22 protein-coding genes are annotated in these 19689 nt (G+C 36.2%); 16 read left to right on the top strand and 6 right to left on the bottom strand.

What is annotated here, in order from left to right; genetic code table 11:
* Positions 1-37: 37 nt before the first annotated feature.
* Positions 38-610, bottom strand: coding sequence for a TetR/AcrR family transcriptional regulator (locus CNQ82_RS11265; RefSeq protein ID WP_123145327.1), 573 nt, complete (start codon positions 608-610; stop codon positions 38-40).
* Between the two features lie 128 nt (positions 611-738).
* Here CNQ82_RS11265 and CNQ82_RS11260 point away from each other — a divergent pair, with 128 nt between their 5' ends.
* Positions 739-1386 (top strand): HlyD family secretion protein, encoded by a 648-nt coding sequence (locus CNQ82_RS11260; RefSeq protein WP_123145326.1) that lies wholly within the window; start codon positions 739-741, stop codon positions 1384-1386.
* Positions 1387-1398: 12 nt separating this feature from the next.
* A complete protein-coding gene (locus CNQ82_RS11255; RefSeq protein WP_123145325.1) occupies positions 1399-3318 on the top strand; it encodes a DHA2 family efflux MFS transporter permease subunit in 1920 nt (639 codons plus the stop codon).
* Positions 3319-3640: 322 nt separating this feature from the next.
* Here the strand turns inward: CNQ82_RS11255 and CNQ82_RS11250 are convergent, their stop codons facing one another.
* The 3 genes from CNQ82_RS11250 to CNQ82_RS11240 are packed head-to-tail and all read right to left on the bottom strand — an operon-like array spanning position 3641 to position 5244.
* A complete protein-coding gene (locus tag CNQ82_RS11250) occupies positions 3641-4279 on the bottom strand; it encodes a hypothetical protein (protein WP_123145324.1) in 639 nt (212 codons plus the stop codon).
* Positions 4280-4324: 45 nt separating this feature from the next.
* Positions 4325-4765: a hypothetical protein gene (locus tag CNQ82_RS11245; protein WP_123145323.1), complete on the bottom strand. Its 441-nt coding sequence runs from the start codon at positions 4763-4765 to the stop codon at positions 4325-4327.
* The gene (locus CNQ82_RS11240; protein ID WP_123145322.1) at positions 4765-5244 is read right to left on the bottom strand and encodes a thioesterase family protein; all 480 of its coding nucleotides are present in this window, start codon (positions 5242-5244) and stop codon (positions 4765-4767) included. Before CNQ82_RS11240 ends, CNQ82_RS11245 begins: the two co-directional genes overlap by 1 nt.
* 116 nt (positions 5245-5360) lie before the next feature.
* On the opposite strand from CNQ82_RS11240, the gene corA reads away from it, so the two are divergent.
* From corA to nrdG, 5 genes are all read left to right on the top strand, one after another.
* Complete coding sequence (gene corA / locus CNQ82_RS11235; RefSeq protein WP_123145321.1) at positions 5361-6308, top strand: magnesium/cobalt transporter CorA; 948 nt, start codon at positions 5361-5363, stop codon at positions 6306-6308.
* Positions 6309-6406: 98 nt separating this feature from the next.
* Positions 6407-7447 carry a type 2 isopentenyl-diphosphate Delta-isomerase gene (gene fni / locus CNQ82_RS11230; protein ID WP_123145320.1) on the top strand — a complete coding sequence of 347 codons (1041 nt, stop codon included), beginning with the start codon at positions 6407-6409 and terminating at the stop codon, positions 7445-7447.
* A gap of 319 nt (positions 7448-7766) precedes the next feature.
* A complete protein-coding gene (locus tag CNQ82_RS11225; protein WP_123145319.1) occupies positions 7767-8255 on the top strand; it encodes a hypothetical protein in 489 nt (162 codons plus the stop codon).
* 168 nt (positions 8256-8423) lie between these two features.
* Positions 8424-10271 carry an anaerobic ribonucleoside-triphosphate reductase gene (nrdD, locus tag CNQ82_RS11220; RefSeq protein WP_123145318.1) on the top strand — a complete coding sequence of 616 codons (1848 nt, stop codon included), beginning with the start codon at positions 8424-8426 and terminating at the stop codon, positions 10269-10271.
* Between the two features lie 6 nt (positions 10272-10277).
* Positions 10278-10802, top strand: coding sequence for an anaerobic ribonucleoside-triphosphate reductase activating protein (nrdG, locus tag CNQ82_RS11215; RefSeq protein WP_123145317.1), 525 nt, complete (start codon positions 10278-10280; stop codon positions 10800-10802).
* A gap of 43 nt (positions 10803-10845) precedes the next feature.
* On the opposite strand, the gene CNQ82_RS11210 is transcribed toward nrdG, so the two are convergent.
* Entirely contained in the window at positions 10846-11466 is a 621-nt protein-coding gene (locus CNQ82_RS11210) for a DNA-3-methyladenine glycosylase (protein WP_123145316.1), read from the bottom strand.
* 303 nt (positions 11467-11769) lie between these two features.
* On the opposite strand from CNQ82_RS11210, the gene CNQ82_RS11205 reads away from it, so the two are divergent.
* The 9 genes from CNQ82_RS11205 (at position 11770) to CNQ82_RS11165 (ending at position 18458) form a co-directional block, all read left to right on the top strand.
* Positions 11770-12339 carry a DUF805 domain-containing protein gene (locus CNQ82_RS11205; RefSeq protein ID WP_123145315.1) on the top strand — a complete coding sequence of 190 codons (570 nt, stop codon included), beginning with the start codon at positions 11770-11772 and terminating at the stop codon, positions 12337-12339.
* On the top strand, positions 12324-12938 hold the full coding sequence (locus tag CNQ82_RS11200) for a DUF805 domain-containing protein (protein ID WP_123145314.1): 615 nt from the start codon (positions 12324-12326) through the stop codon (positions 12936-12938). Before CNQ82_RS11205 ends, CNQ82_RS11200 begins: the two co-directional genes overlap by 16 nt.
* A gap of 142 nt (positions 12939-13080) precedes the next feature.
* Positions 13081-13287, top strand: a complete 207-nt coding sequence (locus CNQ82_RS11195) for a helix-turn-helix transcriptional regulator (protein ID WP_123145313.1) — start codon at positions 13081-13083, stop codon at positions 13285-13287.
* Entirely contained in the window at positions 13280-14002 is a 723-nt protein-coding gene (locus CNQ82_RS11190) for a DUF3169 family protein (protein WP_164711966.1), read from the top strand. The genes CNQ82_RS11195 and CNQ82_RS11190 overlap by 8 nt, the downstream gene beginning before the upstream one ends.
* A 122-nt stretch (positions 14003-14124) precedes the next feature.
* Complete coding sequence (locus CNQ82_RS11185; RefSeq protein WP_123145311.1) at positions 14125-15024, top strand: ABC transporter ATP-binding protein; 900 nt, start codon at positions 14125-14127, stop codon at positions 15022-15024.
* Entirely contained in the window at positions 15017-16249 is a 1233-nt protein-coding gene (locus CNQ82_RS11180) for an ABC transporter permease (RefSeq protein WP_123145310.1), read from the top strand. Before CNQ82_RS11185 ends, CNQ82_RS11180 begins: the two co-directional genes overlap by 8 nt.
* Before the next feature lie 121 nt (positions 16250-16370).
* Positions 16371-16697 carry a YnfA family protein gene (locus tag CNQ82_RS11175; protein ID WP_123145309.1) on the top strand — a complete coding sequence of 109 codons (327 nt, stop codon included), beginning with the start codon at positions 16371-16373 and terminating at the stop codon, positions 16695-16697.
* A gap of 37 nt (positions 16698-16734) precedes the next feature.
* Entirely contained in the window at positions 16735-17748 is a 1014-nt protein-coding gene (locus CNQ82_RS11170) for an aldose epimerase family protein (protein WP_164711998.1), read from the top strand.
* 26 nt (positions 17749-17774) lie between these two features.
* A complete protein-coding gene (locus CNQ82_RS11165) occupies positions 17775-18458 on the top strand; it encodes a ribose 5-phosphate isomerase A (protein ID WP_123145307.1) in 684 nt (227 codons plus the stop codon).
* A 43-nt stretch (positions 18459-18501) separates the two neighbouring features.
* On the opposite strand, the gene sdpC is transcribed toward CNQ82_RS11165, so the two are convergent.
* A complete protein-coding gene (gene sdpC / locus CNQ82_RS11160) occupies positions 18502-19569 on the bottom strand; it encodes a peptidoglycan release complex CPBP-like subunit SdpC (RefSeq protein ID WP_123145306.1) in 1068 nt (355 codons plus the stop codon).
* Between the last annotated feature and the right edge of the window lie 120 nt (positions 19570-19689).

The raw sequence follows: 19689 nt of genomic DNA, 5'->3' as shown, positions 1-19689 counted from the left end.
TTGATTATTGTAAAGAAAAGACCTGCGTGTAGCGGATTTAACTAGGCAGGTCAGTTTCTTCTAATTCACGCATTTTTATAGTATTTCTCAACATAATACGTGCCATTTCTTCGGGAGATTCCTCGCAATTACGTCGCAACCATGAAAATACGACGCCGAGTTGTCCGCCGATTAAATATTGGACATAATACATGTGATGATCCATATCAGTATATTTAGCCATTACTTTCTCATAAGACTCATAAGTAAGATGCACCATTTCTATGACAAAGTCTTTTTGAGGGTGGCTGATGAATACCGCATGAAAAAAACGGCGATAGCGATGAATATATCTGAATTGAATACGGAAAAATTGTAAAAGCTTTTCTTTATTATATCTGACTCGACCAAAGTTTTGATAGAGCGTGTTGGTTATCTGTATGTACCTTGATATGTGATAGGCTTGAATTTGTTCAAATAAATCATATTTATCGGTAAAGTGGGCATAAAATGTTGACCGGTTAATGCCGCTATATGCACAAATCATTTTTATAGTAATTTCGTCAATTGAATATTCTTCCATCAAATCGATGGTATTTACAAAAATTTTACGTTTTGCGTTTTTCTTCATTATAAAGGCACCTCTGTTAATCGCGAGAAATCAGTCCGACACATTTTTACAAAATGTTGGTATTTTTTTTAGTTACACGTCTTTATAATAGATAAAGTGACTTTAAATAGCAAATAGGAGGAAAGAAAATGAAGAAGATCATAATGGTTAATATCATTACAATCATTGTTTTGGTACTTATCGGAATCGGCGGATTCTATTACTATAACCAAGCAACAGGATATATTAAAACAGATAATGCGAAAGTAGACGGGGAGCAAATGAAAATAGCCAGTCCTCTCTCTGGTAAATTAGACTCATTTGACGCTAAAGAAAATAAAGATTACAGCAAAGGCGATAAACTTGCCGAAGTAACTGGTAAAGGTGAAGATGGTTCACCTCAAAAAATGGACATCAAAATGCCTCAAAATGGTACTATTGTAAAAACTGACGGTATCGAAGGCGACATGGTTCAAGCAGGTTCTCCGATTGCATACGCTTATAATTTAGATGACTTGTACATCACTGCAAACGTTGATGAAAAAGATGTTTCTGATGTCGAAAAAGGCAATGATGTAGATATTAAAATTGATGGACAAAATTCTAAAGTCAAAGGTAAAGTAGACGAAGTAGGTAAAGCAACTGCATCCAGCTTCTCACTAATGCCTTCTTCTAACAGTGACGGCAACTATACTAAAGTATCACAAGTTGTCCCTGTCAAAATTTCTTTAGACTCTGCACCATCTAATTCTGTTGTTCCAGGCATGAATGCTGAAGTAAGTATTCATAAGAATTAAGGAGGTCATTAAATGACACTTGCCTTAATTATATATATTGTTATCGCATTGGTTCTTATTGCGTTAGTGAATGTGTTTGTTCGTAAACGTAATAAGAAACAAGTTTCGCGAAAACTGGAACAACGTCAAGCACGTAACAGAAATCAAACATCTAAATTTAAAGCGAGCGACTTAGATCGACAACCTTCGCGTTCTCAAAATGAAAGAATGACTGAGCAACCACATGATGAGGAACATCATACTGTACCAGCCGAAGATTCAACATCACCATCAGATGATGAATCAGTCAATGATAAAGCAGATCAAGAAGACAAAGAAGAAACAGAAACAGAAGAAGAAAGAAAACAACGTAATCAAGAAAAATTACGTCAAACCAGAGAAAATTATAATAACCAACAAGAATCTATGTTCCGCTTCGGTAATGGCGTATCACGAAATGTAATTTTAGCGGCGATGTTATTCGGTATGTTCATTGCTATCTTGAACCAAACACTCTTGAACGTGGCATTACCGAAAATCAACACTGACTTTAATATTTCTGCTTCAACTGGGCAATGGTTGATGACAGGATTCATGTTAGTTAACGGTATCTTCATACCTGTCAGTGCGTTTCTATTTGAAAAGTATTCTTATAGAAGATTGTATTTATTCTCACTTGTCATATTTACTATAGGTTCTTTAGTCTGTGCGTTGGCACCGAACTTTACAATTATGATGACAGGTCGTGTATTACAAGCTGCCGGCGCAGGTATCTTAATGCCATTAGGTTCTAATGTTATTATGACAATTTTCCCACCGGAAAAACGTGGTTCAGCCATGGGTACCATGGGTGTCGCGATGATTTTAGCACCTGCAATCGGACCAACTTTATCAGGTTACATCGTACAGAACTATCACTGGAACGTTATGTTCTACGGCATGTTCTTTATCGGAATCGTAGCCGTTGTAGTAGGATTTATTTGGTTCAGATTATATCAACGTACTGAAAATCCAAAAGCAGATATCCCAGGTATCATCTTCAGTACCATTGGATTCGGTTCATTGCTTTATGGATTCAGTGAAGCAGGTAATGATGGTTGGGGTTCTAATACAGTCGTAATTTCATTCATTATAGGTGCTATCTTTATTGTGCTCTTTGTAATCAGAGAAACAAGAATGAAAATGCCTATGTTGAATTTCGAAGTATTGAAATTCCCGACATTCACTTTAACTACACTCATCAACGTTGTTGTGATGATGAGTTTATATGGCGGTATGTTATTACTTCCAATTTATTTACAAGATTTACGTGGATTTACAGCAATCGATTCAGGATTGCTTCTCCTACCAGGTGCCTTAGTAATGGGGCTGTTAGGACCAGTTGCAGGTAAACTTTATGACATGATCGGAATTAAACCGTTGGCTATCTTCGGTATTGCGATTATGACATACGCAACTTGGGAGTTAACTAAATTAACCATGGATACACCTTATCTATCAATCATGGGTATTTATGTATTGCGTTCATTCGGTATGGCATTCATTATGATGCCGATTATGACTGCAGGTATGAATGCTTTACCAGCACGTTTAATCTCACATGGTAATGCACTTGTAAATACTTTGCGTCAATTAGCTGGCTCTATCGGTACAGCTATTTTGGTTACAGTTATGACTAACCAAACAACGCAACACATGAACACTTTTGCACAAGATTTAGATAAAACAAATCCAGCTATTCAAGATCAAATGAAACAACTTGCCATGAAATTTGGCGGTGAAGATGGCGCTATGCAAGTATTGATGGGATTCCTCAAGAAACTTGCTACAGTTGAAGGCGTTAATGACGCATTCTGGATAGCGACACTCTTCAGTCTTATCGCGTTAGTTATGAGCTTCTTCATTCAAAGTAGAAAGAAAGCTGCTAAATACGCTAAAGAGCATAACAAATAAGCTAATTAAATATTATGGGGTAAACGACAGTGTTGTAGCGGCACTGTCGTTTTTTTCTGGAAAAAGAAGGATATTAATGAGGCGGAGATAAAGTTGATATAGGGGGAGCCGTGCTTTATGCGGAAGCTGGGAGCGGAAAAATCTAGACATAAGATTCTGAGAAGTGTCTAGAAAAGGGGTGAATCTAGACACAAGATTCCGAGAAGTGTCTAGAAAAGGGTGTAATCTAGACACAAGATTCTGAGAAGTGTCTAGATTATGCAAGACAGTAATCCACAATAGAAAAACTGGGACATCACGTATGCCCCAGTTTTACATTCAATTATTTAATTCTAACACGGCGATTTCTAAAGAATAGACTGATAAATAACAGACCAAAACAGCATGCCAACAATGTAACAGCGTTATTTAAAGCATCTGCTGTCGTTAAAATTTGGTCAGGTTTGAAACTCAAGAAATATTGACTGAGATTATCTGCTACACGTTTTGCAGTTTCTTTAATAATAGATGATAAACTGAAAGGCACTACAAACATAATCACAATGATTACCATATTAATGATTTTAATTGCAGTACGATTAAAAATAAGCGTCAAAACAGTTAATAGAATACTTATCGCACCGGCAAAGAAGAAAATATAAAACGCCGCTTTCAATTTAGCAATATTATCTTGAAGCTGATTAATCTGAGTGAGATCAATATTTTGTGTAGAGATATTTTGCAAGGTTTCTTGGAAATTCAATATTTGTGAGAAGTTAATAGGTTGGTTAACGAGCACAATATTAAAAATCGGTTCTTTCCACATACTATACATCGTGATAGCAAGCAAGATGAGTACAATCAGATGAATAATCAAACTGAACCATGAATGTTTTCTTTTGTTAGAAAACTGATGACCGCGATGCAACGGTTGTTGATTAATTCTCTCTTGAAATTGAGAGTATGATTGTTGAGCGTTCATAAATAAGATCAACAACTCCTTTCTTCTGCTTTCACAATTTGATAACTAATCTTCATTTAAAGAGATCTCTTTTATTTTAGCACCTATACTTTGAACAATATAGAGTTTGCCTTGTATTTCATAAGCATGAGAGAGTGCCAGTGCTGATTGGTAGATTTTCTCTGGGGTGAAAATTGTTTGAGCTTTCAAGTCATTTTGCGTTTGATTTTCAGAAGCGAAGTCCTTTTCAAGTTGTGATTGAACATCCGTTAATTCATTTTTGAAGACCTCATCACTCACACTTTGTTCTAGCAATTCTTCGACACCATGAATCATTTGGCGCTGTCCTTGCAAGTAACCTAATAATATTCCGCGTTCAAAGAGTTTATGGTCGGGCCCGCGCGTAATGTTCTCAGTAGACTGATTTAACTCGCTTAATTGCATCTTAACTTCATCAGATAAATCATAGAGTGTCATTTTAATTTGATTTTGAATCGTTTCAGTCATTATTTATCCTCCTTATTTGGAATCACAATACGATGACCTAATTGCTTCGGCCAGTCGATATTCGGCTGTTGTTGATAATACGTTTCTATTTGTTCCAAATACTGTTTTGGAAAAGGTGCAGATTTTTCAGTATCGCGATCAATACCCATCATCATCAATTCATTCGTTGCAACCAATTGATCTTCACTGCCATACATCATTAAAAAGAAATGTACGCGTTTATAATCATAGTTATAAAGGTAAATACGAATGGAATAATAATCATTTAATTTAAGTTGAGAAAGGAAAGTTGTGTGTTCTTCTAAGGTGAAGATAGTATAATTTAAACGAGTTCTATCTTCTAATGATAAACCATGCTGATAATTGAATGCATTAGAAGCTTCACTGAATACTTTATTGAAATCCGCATCATGCATATGTTGATTGTGGTCAATCATTGAAGTATCCACAGTACCGTTAATAGTAAAACATTCTGTCATTACGAATTTCTCCTTTTTTCTTGTCTTTCAGAATTACTTCTATTTTACTAAAAATAACGGTATGCTACACACAAAAGAATTTATCTTGAATTGAAAAAGGAGGGAAGTAATAAGCAATGAGCGTTTCCATATATTATCAAACAAAAGAACAATCCTTAACTTCAATCAAGCATGCCGAAGATATTCCGAGCGACGCAACGATTATTTGGTATGATTTGAATGAACCGACAGAAGAAGAGAGTGATTATTTACTCAGACACTTTGAATTTAATCCATTAGAAATGGATGATACCATTCATGCAAATCCGAGAGCTAAATATAAAGCCTATGAAAATTATCAAAATATCGTGTTTCATACAATTTCTCCGCGAGAATATGAGATTGAGGTATTGAATATTTTTATTAAAGATAATGTGCTAATTACTTATCATCATAGAAATATAAGAGAAGTCAACACTGTGAATAAGCAAGTGAAAAATCATTTTGACAAGAACCTTGATTGTGAAGATATTGTCTTATTTATTTTAGATCATATCGTGGATAATTATTTTTATTACGTGGAAGATATTTCAGATAAGGTCTTTATGTTTGAGGATGAACATGGCCGAGATCGCACGAATAAATACATGATGGACCATATCTTTGATTTACGGTCGGATATCATTAAATTAAACAGAGTAATTATGCCTATGAAAGAGGTTATCGATACTTTGCAGAATGAAAGTCGATTAGTACAGGATAAACGTCATAAAATGTATATCCAGCATATTATTGACCATATTGCGAAAGAAGAAAGCATGTTACAGACGGCACAAGATATTACGCGAGAAATCAGAGATAACTTCGAATCCTATACAACCTTTAGAATGAATAAAGTCATGCAGATATTGACGATTGTTTCGGTTATTTTCATGCCTTTGACTTTGATTGCGGGTATTTATGGTATGAACTTCCAAAATATGCCTGAGCTTAAGTGGCATTATGGTTATTACATCGTATTGCTCCTGATGTTAGTGATTTCATTAGGATGTATTTGGTATTTCAAACGTAAAAATATGTTTTAACTTTTCGGTGTGATTTTTGCAAATAGGTAGCAGAAGCACTCAGAGATTGATACACTTACAATAATATGAGTTTAAGAGAACAGAAAGTAGGAAATGCGATGAGCGATTCAAAAAGGGAACAACGAAAGGACGACCACGTAAAAATAGCGATGGCGCAAAATGATCCGCAACTGACGGATTTCGATAAAGTCAGATTCGTGCACCATTCTATTCCGAGTATAGATGTTGATCAAGTCGATTTATCAGTAAATTTGTCGGACTTTTCAATGTCTGCACCGCTATATATCAATGCGATGACTGGAGGCAGTGAATGGACGAAACAAATTAATGAGAAGTTAGCCGTAGTAGCACGTGAAACTGGGCTGGCTATCGCTGTAGGTTCAACCCATGCTGCGTTACGTAACAGTAAAATGGCAAGCTCTTTCGATATCGTTCGCAAAACGAATCCAAAGGGTATTATTTTTAGTAATGTAGGAGCTGATGTGCCAGCTGATTTAGCCAAGCAGTCAGTGGAAATGTTAGAGGCGAACGCATTGCAAGTGCACGTCAATTCTCCGCAAGAACTCGTAATGCCTGAAGGAAATCGAACGTTCTCAAATTGGATGGACAATTTAAGTGAGATAGTGCAAACAGTTGATGTTCCAGTTATCGTAAAAGAAGTCGGTTTCGGAATGAGCCGCGAACTGATTCAAGATTTAAGAGAAATCGGTATCCGTTATGTGGATGTAAGTGGCAGAGGCGGTACAAACTTTGTAAATATTGAAAATGAAAGACGCCAACTGAAAGACATGTCTTATCTGAAGAATTGGGGTCAATCGACAGTAGAATCTTTATTAGAAAGTAAAAATCTGCAAAACCAAGTTACTGTATTTGCTAGCGGTGGAGTGAGAAATCCACTTGATGCGATTAAGTGTCTGGCTTTGGGAGCAGAAGCAGTCGGTATGTCTCGCCCGTTCTTAGAACAAGTCGAATCCAATGGTATTGCACAAACTGTAGAGTTTGTAGAAGAATTCATTGAACAAATGAAGAAAATTGCAGTTATGGTCAATGCATCTGATATTGAAGCATTGCATCATACTGATGTAGTCTTAGATACAACATTAAGATCATGGATCGAGCAACGCGGCTTAGATCAATAAAAAATAAGCAGTTCAACTGGTAGAAGGTTGAACTGCTTATTTTTGTAGCAATTTTGGTTTTGGTAATTGCATTAGAAAGACTGCGAAGGAGATCACAATCTTGGTAACGCTTACATATAGTATAATCCAAATAGTTGTTGATTTCAAATACATATTTGAGTAAATTAACTAATATTTGTATAAATAGTGACAGCATATAATTATAAAATATAAATTGGCAACAAATCGTCTGTAATTGGAAACATAATGCTATGTGACTCTTTTAAAAATCATGCTAAATTTTTACTAGAAAAAAGAAAACCATTGGAGGGACTGAATATTGACTTATTATTATGTTGAAACTATCAATCCAATACAACAATGTATGCACAAAATTGAGCAGCTTTATAAAACCAAAATGGAAAAAATTTCATCGATTCACCGACTAGAAAATATTATTAAATTAGCACAATGGGAAAGGCCATCAGTAATTAATGTAAATACGAAAGTGGAAATTGCAGAACAATATTTTGATCTTCATCATTTCAATCCAGACTATACGTATCATTTGGAGATTAATCCAATGAAACACAAGACAGTTTTAATAGAATTGAATCATCAAATCAGAATGGAAATCAGCCAAGCGGAAGAGTCCCAAATCTATGATATTACACCTTATCTGCAAGACAGAGAAAATTATCTCTATTTAGGATTATTACATGATGAAACTAACGCACAACTACCAGATTGCAAGTTGATTGAATTTAAAAATCACCGTTTAAATGATACTTCTGTAATCCAAGAACGTCCGCTTAATTACTCAATTTAATACTTCATCTAACTTTAAAATAAATTTTATTGCAGATAACATGAAATTCAAAAGAAAGACATAAAGCTATGACATCTCTGTTAACACTCCAAGAACCTCTTTCATTTACTATATATTGTGGTAATTTTGTAATTAGAACACTATATATAGAAATGGAAGGGGTATTTTATGTTTAAAATTGAAGAAAGCCTAAGCAACTTAATCAATAAAGATCCGACTGTTATTAATGAAAATGCTAATAAAGACAGTGAAACCTTTACAACGATGCGTGATTTAACGGCGGGGGTCGTTTCAAAATCTTACGCATTAGAAAAATTATTGCCGAAACATGTAGCGGCTGCACATCAATCTGGCGATATTCACTTTCATGATTTAGATTATCATCCATTTCAACCTTTAACGAATTGTTGTTTGATAGATATTAAAGGAATGTTAGAACACGGCTTTGAAATCGGAAATGCACAAGTCGATTCTCCGAAATCTATTCAAACTGCGACTGCACAGATTGTCCAAATTATTGCAAATGTGTCCAGCAGTCAGTACGGCGGATGTACAGTGGACCGAATTGATGAGATTTTAAGTCAATATGCGGAATTAAACGCCGAGAAACATCGTAAAATGGCTGAACAGTTTGTCTACCCTGATCAATTGGATACATATGTGAACCAACAAACTGAGAAGGATATTCAAGATGCGATGCAAAGTTTAGAATATGAAATTAATACGCTGTATACTTCTAATGGTCAAACACCTTTTGTAACCTTAGGCTTTGGTCTAGGTACTGATAAATATAGCCGAATGATTCAGAAGGCTATCTTGCGCACGCGTATTCAAGGTTTGGGGCACCATCATGTGACAGCCATCTTTCCAAAGCTTGTCTTTTCCATCAAAAAAGGAGTTAATTTCGCACCGGGAGACCCGAATTATGATGTGAAGCGGTTGGCGTTGGATTGTTCAACGAAGCGGATGTATCCGGATATTTTGAATTATGATAAGACGGTGGAAATTTTAGGTGATTTCAAGGCGCCGATGGGTTGTCGTTCTTTCTTGCCGGCATGGAAGAATGCGCAAGGGGAGCTTGAGAATAGCGGGCGTATGAATTTAGGTGTGGTAACGTTGAATGTGCCACGGATTGCGATTGAAACGAGCGGAGATTTAGCAGCGTTCTGGCGTTTGTTAGATGAGCGCATGGAATTGATTCATGATGCGTTGGCTTATCGTATTGAGCGATTGAAAGATGCGGTGCCGAACAATGCGCCTATATTGTATAAGAGCGGTGCGTTTCATCAGCGTTTAACTGAAACGGATGATGTGATGGCGTTGTTTAAACATCAACGGGCAACGATTTCCATTGGTTATATCGGCTTGTATGAAGCGGCCACTGTATTTTACGGTCCTAATTGGGAAACAAATCCTGAAGCGAAAACTTTTACTTTAGATATATTGCGTCGCATGAAGGATTTTCAAAAACAGTGGACAGCACAATATGACATTTTCTTCAGTCTTTATAGTACACCGAGTGAATCGTTGACTGATCGTTTCTGTCGTTTGGATTGTGAACGTTTTGGCTTGATTCCGAATATCACAGATAAAGGGTATTATCAGAATTCATTTCATTATGATGTACGTAAAGCTGTTTCTCCTTTTGAAAAGCTGGATTTTGAAAAGGATTACCCGTTTTTGGCAAGCGGCGGCTATATTCATTATTGCGAGTATCCAAAATTGACGCATAATACGAAGGCGTTGGAAGCGGTTTGGGACTATGCGTATGATAAAGTCAGTTATCTTGGGACTAATACGCCTATTGATAAATGTTATGAATGCGGCTTTGAAGGTGAATTTAATACGACAGCTAAAAGTTATACGTGTCCAACTTGCGGTAATCATAATCCTGAAACGGTAGATGTGGTGAAACGTACTTGCGGCTACTTAGGCAACCCGGTGCAAAGACCGACAATCGAAGGACGCCAAAAAGAAATTACTGCACGCGTCAAACATCTGAAAGATAAGGGATGATGCAAGGTGTTTGAACAATTAGAAACCGGACAAGGTTATATTGCTAAAATTGAAAGAGAAAGCTTTACAGATGGAGAAGGTGTGCGGTGCAGCGTCTATGTATCTGGTTGTCCATTCAATTGCAAAGGCTGTTATAACCAAGCATCCCAGCGCTTCACTTATGGCGAACCATTCGATGATGAGGTACTGATGACTATTATAGAAGCTTGTTCCCCTCCGTATATTGCAGGTTTAAGCATTTTAGGTGGAGAGCCGTTTTGTAATCTAGATACGGTAGAACCTATAGTTCAGGCCTTTCGAAAAAAATTCGGTAAGGAAAAATCTATTTGGATTTGGTCAGGATTTATTTTTGAAGCTTTGCAGAAAAATAAAGGCAGAAGAGGGGAATTGCTGAAAGAGATTGATGTACTTGTAGATGGACCATTTATGGAAAAGTTGTATCAACCTGGTTTAGCTTACAAGGGCTCGTTGAATCAACGTATTATTGATGTGCAAACTTCTTTGAAAGCTTGTAACGTTGTAGATTATTAAAAAATACCGGTTGAATTGGAAATAAATCCAATTGCAGCCGGTTTTAATTTTGACCTTTCCAAGTCTTGTCTGGAGCAGTCATTTCAGATTTACGCATGCGAGAGACATAAGGATTGCCTTTAACAGTGAAGCGAAGTGGTTTATGTGTCCATTCTCCTTTGTTCGGCACACCGATACGTGGGCTTTCGACGATTGAAACAGGTATTTTACGTGCCTCGACATCAATGGACAGCGGTCCTTCATTTAAGCGTGTGCCATCCAATTCCATCGTCATATTAAAAGCGCGTGTCCACTTGCCAGGACCATTCGTTAAGTCGATGCCTTCTTTGCCATTTCTATTTTCTATCATTTGATCTGTAATAAATTCAGGTTCTAACGCTCTGATAAGGATTCCTTCAGCGGTACCTGCAGGCTGAGTAACTAAGTTGATTAATAAATGCGTATGCATCACATGAGCGTAGACAGTTCCTCCATCTTTATACATGGATTGTACGCGAGGCGTTTGGCGGCCATTATAAGTATGCGCTGCCTCATCAATCGCTCCAAGATAAGCTTCAGTTTCCACAATATAACCAGAAAATTGGTTCTCTCCATCATCAAAGGTTAATTTCACGCCTAATAAATCTTTTGCAATTTCTGGCGTAGTACGATTGATAAAGTCCATGACTGACCTCCTTGTATCATAAATTTATATTTATACTTGTTATTTATTTTAAGCAATTTTTAATCATAATAACAATAATGTGATTATAAAAAAGGTTGAGATATACCACTGATGTCGATTGTAAATATTATGAAAAAATCGTTGAGAGAATCAGATATATCAAAGTGTTGTGTTAATATAATAATAAATACTTAAGTCAAAATATAATTTTGCTTAATCCTTAAACAAATTTACTTTTTTCGATATTAACATTATATTGAATTGAAGTAACAAGAGATAATTAAAATACGAGGAGGCGTTCTTATGGAAAAACGAGTAGGCTTCGGGGAGTCTTTTGTACTCTTTTGGAAGAACTATGTCAATTTTCAAGGGCGTGCAACACGTCCAGAATATTGGTTTATGACTTTATGGAGTTTTATTATCTTTCTGCCTATTACATTTATCGCAGTTATTGGCATGAGTATGATGATAGCGGGTAGTGCAAATGGTTCAGATGGTCTGATAGGTATCGGTGCATTTATATACTTCGGTCTGATAATTATAGTGACTTTAATCGGCTTGGCAATGCTGTTGCCTTCTATTGCTTTATTGTTCCGTCGTTTTCATGATACCGGAAGATCAGGCAAAATTTATTTCTTCTTCTTAGGCTATGCCATCATTGGTTACATTTTGGTGATTGTCGCAATCAATGCTTCTGATGCAGCGGCATGGTCCATCATTTTAGGTGTCCTAGTTTGGTTGGGCTACATGGCTTTTGCGATTTATATGTTTGTCATTACTGTTTTACCGAGTGATCCAAGAGATAATAAATATGGTCCTGTAAGAGGGAGTGCTCGTATGCAGGCAGGTGATGCAAATTGGAGAAAAGAGTAGGTTTCGGTCGCGCCTTCTTGCTTTTTTGGAAGAATTATTTCAATTTTAAAGGGCGGGCCAGACGTGCTGAATTCTGGTGGTGGACACTATGGAATTTTCTTATTTTTTCGTTGCTCGGATTAAGCAGTACTATATCTTTTTTTTACTGGTTCGCTAATTCGTTTGATGGCCATAAGACAGCAGCACTCAACTCAGCTATCATCTTTCTGATTAGTGCAGGACTATACCTTTTCTTAATTCTAGCAACACTGATACCGAATATCGCGTTATTAATTCGGCGATTTCATGATACAGGAAGAAAAATGACAGTACCCATTTGTTTTATCGTTGCTACGATCTCATATAACTTCATAAACCCTATGGTAAGAACAGATGCACAGCACCATGGTGTTTTATGGATATTTGTTGTTTTATTTTTATTAATCTACGTTGCCTTGGCGGTTTATATTTTTGTAATTACACTATTACCTAGTCAACCAGAAGATAACAAATATGGACGTGGCCCTGCTGGGAAAAAATTCGAGCAAGGGCATGCACCTACATCTCATAAGTCCTATTCTGAGTCAGCAGCTGGCAGTCACCACACACATTATGAATAATAGATTTGAAAGACGATTTCTTTTTCAATAAAGGAATCGTCTTTTTAATAAGTGTTTTGAATATTACCCTTGTCATTTTGACTAATATAATTGTCAAAATGACAAAGATAATATAGTATAGTGGTTAACGGAGGTTAGAAATATGAGAACACGCATTAAAGAATTGCGAGCACGTGACGGTTACAACCAAACACAACTCGCTAAAAAAGCAGGGATTTCACGTCAAACAGTCTCTTTGATCGAAAGAAACGAATTCATGCCTTCCGTACTTACTGCAGCTAAAATAGCACGTATTTTTGGAGAACGGATTGAAGATATTTTTATTTTTGAGGAGGATGATTATGAGTAACATAAAGAAAAACACGTTATACCTTAGCAAAATTTTATTAGGCGTATTAGTGGGCGGATTAATTGGTTTTCTATTTTCATTTCGCTCGGAAATTAAATTATCCGCTTTTCTAGGTACATTTGAGATACAAGTTAGCACGGGCATTACTATTTTATTAGTCATAATTTGCGGTATTTTCATGTTGAAGAGTTTGAAGAAGGCATATCTTTATAAACAAAGATCTGAAACTTTAGAGGATGATGCAGATGAATATAATCAAATATATAATCGGAAATTTCTGCAAGCAAGTTGGTTCTTTCAAGGAACTATCATTATTACATTATTCAATATGATATTCGTTGCCATTTTTAAAGAGAGTAATAATAATCAATGGGGATTAACAACAATCCCATTACTCATAAGTGCCGCTTTTGCAATAAGTTACAATGTTATTCTACCGAAGATAGATTCAAGATTACCCAAATACAACGATTCTGATTACATTGGCAAAACGATTTCAGCAATGGATGAGGGAGAAAAATATATTTCTTACTCTGCGTTGTTTAAACTCTATCATTATAATACCGCAGCGATTATGATGATGATTATTTTATTAGCTTTCTATTCAGTAGCAACACATACTGATCAAATCATTGCAATGTTAGTATTATTAGCACTCTACGTTTTCAATATTGTTTTCTACTATTCTAAAATCGGTAAATATTATGAACAATAAGAATGTAAAGTCTAGGTAAATATCTAGTTTGTATACATTAAAGCTTTAAAAATATGATAATATTAAGATAAGTATTCTATATTATTTAAAACTTAATAATTTACGTAAAGGAGATGAAGCGCATGTCATTAGAATTAAAAGATGTCACTAAAAAATACGGTAATAAGACAGTAGTGAATGATATTTCTTTATCGTTAGAGAACGGTAAGATGTTAGGATTTTTAGGGCGGAATGGTGCCGGCAAGACCACAACCTTCCGTATGATACTTGGTTTGACACCGTTGACTGAAGGTTCTATTACATATAACGGCAACAAGATGGGTGAGCACATGTTTAATAAAGTGGGCTATCTGCCTGAAGAACGCGGTTTGCATCCTAAGATGAAGGTTAAAGATGAATTACGTTATCTGGCTACTTTGAAAGGGATGCCGCGAAAAGATTTTGATCAAGCTTTAGATTATTGGTTGAATCGCTTTAAAATTATGGAAAATAAAGAGAAAAAAATAGAGGCTTTATCTAAAGGGAATCAACAAAAAATTCAATTGCTCGCAAGTCTCATGCATCGTCCTGAGCTGTTGATTTTAGACGAACCTTTCAGCGGTTTGGATCCAGTAAATGTGGAACTGTTGAAATCAGCTGTAAAAGATTTAAATGAAGAAGGGACTACTATTATCTTCAGTTCCCATCGAATGGAGCATGTTGAAGAGCTCTGTGATGATGTGTGTATTTTAAATAACGGCAACCTGGTGCTGCAAGGTGATATCCAATCTATTAAAGATCAATTTGAATTGAAAAAAGTAGTGATTGAAACAGATAAACCTCTTGCAGAATTGGATGAAATAGAAGGGGTCTCTCAAGTAAATCGTTCTAAACGAGAAATCACTATAACAGTAGAAAATCAAGCAGCAGCTGAACGCGTATATGAAGCAGTGACAAGAAGCGGATTTGTTAAACGTTTCCAAGTATTAGAACCTTCTATTCAAGATATCTTTATCGACAAGGTAGGTGATATTCATGAGTAAATTCTGGGCAACCTTCTCCTTAACTTATATGAATAAGATCAAGTCTCGTGCCTTTATTATTATGACAGTCATCATCGCCTTGCTTATTATCGGCGGTGCGAATGCGAATAAAATTATTGATATGTTCAGTGGCGGACCAGATAAGATTGGGATTGTTACAGATAACCAGCAAGTCTATCAAATGGTTAAATCGCAAAGTGAGAAGTTAGAAGATAAAGGTACAAAGTTTGAGCATCTCTCTGAGCAACAAGCACTTAAAAATGTGAAAAAAGAAAAACTAGATAAAGCTTATATCATTTCATTTAAAGGCCAGCAGATAGAAGGTAAAATTGTCAGCAAAGATTCAGTTTCAAACGAAGCTAAGCAAAAATTAGAGAGCATCTTAACGCCGATTCAAACGCAAGCAATTGCTAAAAGTGTCGATTTGAGTCCGAAAGATTTACAAGCTTTACAACAAAAATCCAAAGTAACGTCTCAAGCAATCGGTAAGAATGCCCAACAACTTTCTGAACAAGATAAAGTAGCCAATATCATTATTTTATATGCTGGTATTATGTTGATGTTCTTTATTATCATTAACTATGCTAACCAAGTGGCTATGGAAGTGGCGACTGAAAAGACATCTCGTGTAATCGAAATGGTGATTACCAGTATTTCACCTGTCAAACATATAATAGCTAAAATCTTAGCCATCATTGCTGTGGCCTTTTCACAGATATTTATCTTTGCCATTGTCGGCGTTATCAGTATTTATCTATCCGATTTAAAAGATGTCGTTAAAAAATTCAATATGAAAATTACCGATGTTACAATGCAATTATTAATTGTCGGCGTGATTTGTCTAGTAATCGGAATTATTTCTTATACGATTTTAGGAACAATTTTAGGCTCACTAGCTACTCGGATTGAAGATATGAACCAAGCGTTAATGCCAATGACGATAGTAAGTTTTATTGCTTTCTATATCGCCATTTTCAGTTTGAATACACCAGAAACGACACTAACTAAGATCACAAGCTTTATTCCGTTGATTTCACCGTTTGTATTGTTCTTAAGAGCTTCTACGCCCGAATTACAATTATGGGAAATTATTGTCAGTGTTATTCTTTCTCTGATTGTAATGGTACTCTTACTCTGGATTGCGGTTCGCAGTTATCGAGATTCAGTTCTTACTTTTGAAAAAGGTTTCTTTAAAGGATTAAAACGCGCATTTAAGAAGTCATAATTGTATAAAATATGTTCAAATGTTACCTAATGGCACACCTTTGCTAGATTGTATCTAGTCATCGGTGTGCCTTATTGTTAAAATATAGAGTGAGGAAAGTAATAAACAGGTGGCAAATAGAATGGTTTATCCAATTTTAATATTTATTTTAGCAGGGCTGTGTGAAATCGGCGGCGGTTATCTCATTTGGTTATGGTTGAAAACAGCACAATCACCGCTCTTAGGATTACTTGGAGGTATCCTTTTAATTTCATATGGCATTGTCGCAACTTTTCAAGTATTTCCGACGTTCAGCCGAGTTTATGCCGCTTACGGGGGAGTATTTATTGTGATGAGTATCTTGTGGGGATACGTATTTGATAAACAGACACCGGATAAGTATGATGTTTTGGGCGCTATTGTTTGTATTATCGGTGTCTTAATCATGTTGCTGCCTGACAGAAGCTGATTTGAAGCGGTGAGTTAGGAAAGGGTGTATTGAAATGATGTTTACGAAAGTGGAGCACCAAAGAAACGGCCTCGATTTAATCAAGATTGATAACGACGAAACAAAAATTGTATTTACGAATTACGGCGCAAGAATTGTGACGTGGAAATATGAAGATAATATTATTGTCTTAGGCAATGTAGTGGAAGCGGATGAATTCTATCAAGACAACCCCTATTACTTCGGCGCAAGTGTCGGTCGTTATGGCGGACGTATTGCAGATGGTAAATTTACACTTGATGGTCAAACATATCAATTAGAACAAAACGATCCGCCGAATCATCTGCACGGTGGTTCAAACGGTATCGACCACCGTTACTTTGATTATGAGATTAAAGATGAAAACGGCGGCTACATTCAAATCATTTTCACGACAGTGATTAAAGAAGCAGATGATCATTACCCGGGCGATATTAAATTGAAAATTGTACATACGTATGACATTGATAACCGATGGACGATTGAATATTACGCAGAGTCTGATCAAACAACTTTATTCAATCCGACAAATCATGTCTATTTCAACTTGAATAGGGATAATAAAGAAGTAGATAATCATTATTTTACGAGCGAGAAACTAGGCATGCATTTACTGAATGAGCAAAATCTGCCTGATGCACGTACACCTTTAGATTTAGTGGATTTATTTGATAAACATAAAATACGTCTGACTGAAATATTTGAGAGTGAAGTACCTCAATTTAAAGCACAGATAGATAAATATAATGGATTGGGTCATCCGTTCTCTATCGGCGAAGAATTAGTGGTCGAAAACAGCCAGTTTCTTTTAAAAATGCAGACGGATATGCCGAATGTAGTGGTGTTTACTTTTAATGACACGAGTGAGTGGGACAGTGATATGAATATTTACAAACCACATTCTGGGTTTACATTAGAGGCTCAAAGTTTACCGAACGATATTAATATTCTAGGCAAAGATGCACCCTCCATTTTACCGAAAGATCGTGCATTTTATTCTCGAACAACCTACCAAATTATTGAAAAACTGTAGTAAATTGAAGACAAGGAGCATTCAGCATGGATATAAGAGCATTGAAATTAAAAACTGTTGAGGATGCAGTCACAGAGATTAAAGATGGCATGATAGTGGGCATCGGTACTGGGAGCACCATTGAATTATTATTGCCTCGTATTGCAGAATTATTAAATACGGGAACACAAATTACAGGTGTATGCACTTCGAATAAAACTGCGCTGCTCGCAAAAGAGCTTGGAATTAAGATAGTGGATGTGAATGACGTCGACTATATTGATGTAGCCATCGATGGTGCGGATGAGTTTGATGCTGACTTGAACTTAATTAAGGGCGGCGGTGGAGCACTCTTTCGTGAAAAAGTCATTGATGATATGGCAGAACGCTTTGTGGTCATTGCTGATGAGACGAAATTTGTCGATTATCTCGGTCAAACTTTCAAACTGCCAGTTGAAGTTGATAAGTTCAATTGGATGCTGGTGGCGAAAAAAATCACACGTGATACAGAAGCGAAAGTCTCACGCCGGAATGTGGAAGATATTCCGTTTGTTACTGATAATGGCAATTATATCTTAGACGTTGAACTGCTTCCGAATACAGATGCATATGCAATGCATGAATACTTGATTCATTTAACAGGTGTCTTAGAGACGGGATATTTCCTTGACGTGGCTGATCGCGTTATTATCGGCACACAAGATGGAGTTAAAATTTTAGATAGAGCTTAAGATATAAGAAAAGCTGATGCAGAATCTGCATCAGCTTTTTAATTTAACGTCGTTGATTGTTCTTTGAAAATGTAGAGCGTTTGTTGTCAAGATCCGTATTTTCTTCTGTTTGTTTGATTTCTTCTTCTGCATCTTCGACAGCAGTAGAAGTAGGGTGACTCTCTTCTTTTGGAGCCTCTTCAGGGTTTTCTTTTTCCGCAGAAGTGGTTTCTGGGTCTGTATCTTCTTTCGCTTGTTGTTCGGCTGCGGGTGAAGTCTTGATATCGTCGTCTTCAGGATCTTTCGGATAGTCGAGATAGTTATCCGGATCGACTTCTTCTAATGAGTCTTTAGTAAAGTAGTAAAGCGCAGCACGGATAATTAAACTTAGGATAATAAAGGTGGCTGCTACGGCTGCTGTACTTAGGGCGATTACTTTCATTGAGAATAAATCGCCGACTTCTTCACTGAAGAAAAAGACGAGTGCAAAGGACATGAGTGTATGGAAAACTACTGCGATGTAAATGGTACGTCCTTTAGTTGCACGGATAAGTTCACCAATAATCATAGAGAATGCAAAACTATAGAGCAGATTATAGAGTGTATATTCTGTTGAATATGTAGTATTAACATTCCAGATCGCGTATAAAACACCTACTATAATAGAAGCAAAGAAGGTATTCATTTTCGTTTCAACGATGTTTTGTAAATAAGAACGGAAACCGAATTCTACAAAAAACGCCATGCATAAATGGCCGATTAAAATAGTCCATATGGAAACGGATAAATTTTTTGATTGTAAAATGATAAAGCTGTCTGCATATGTGTTAAAGATGAACATGCAGATTATAAAAATAATAAGCGGCAAAATCATTGCCATTAATAATCTTTCAATAACTTTGAAACTGAGTGAGAGTTTTAAACTCGCGATTTGAGCACGTTTGTTTTTAAATACTAATATGCAGATAATAGCTGCAATGAAAGGTGCCAGAGTACTCATATCAAAGACAAAACGTTTGAATGGTACTTCTGCTTGAAAATCTTTCAGAATCAATGGGAATGCAAAGGCAAGTACAAAGAAGACAAAAATTGTCATCGCCCATTGGAAACCTGATATACGTTTCATATTCATTTTTTTGAAACCTCCAATTAAGTACGCGGTGATTCCACACAATAGTTCATGGTTGCTTTGTACTGTTGAGTAATGTGTTCAATCGGGTGTTGAAATAATAATCAACCGCTTCGCCACGGC

It is taken from the genome of Staphylococcus debuckii (genome assembly GCF_003718735.1).
In the GTDB taxonomy this organism is placed as follows: domain Bacteria; phylum Bacillota; class Bacilli; order Staphylococcales; family Staphylococcaceae; genus Staphylococcus; species Staphylococcus debuckii.
This window is presented reverse-complemented; position numbering and strand designations above follow the sequence as displayed.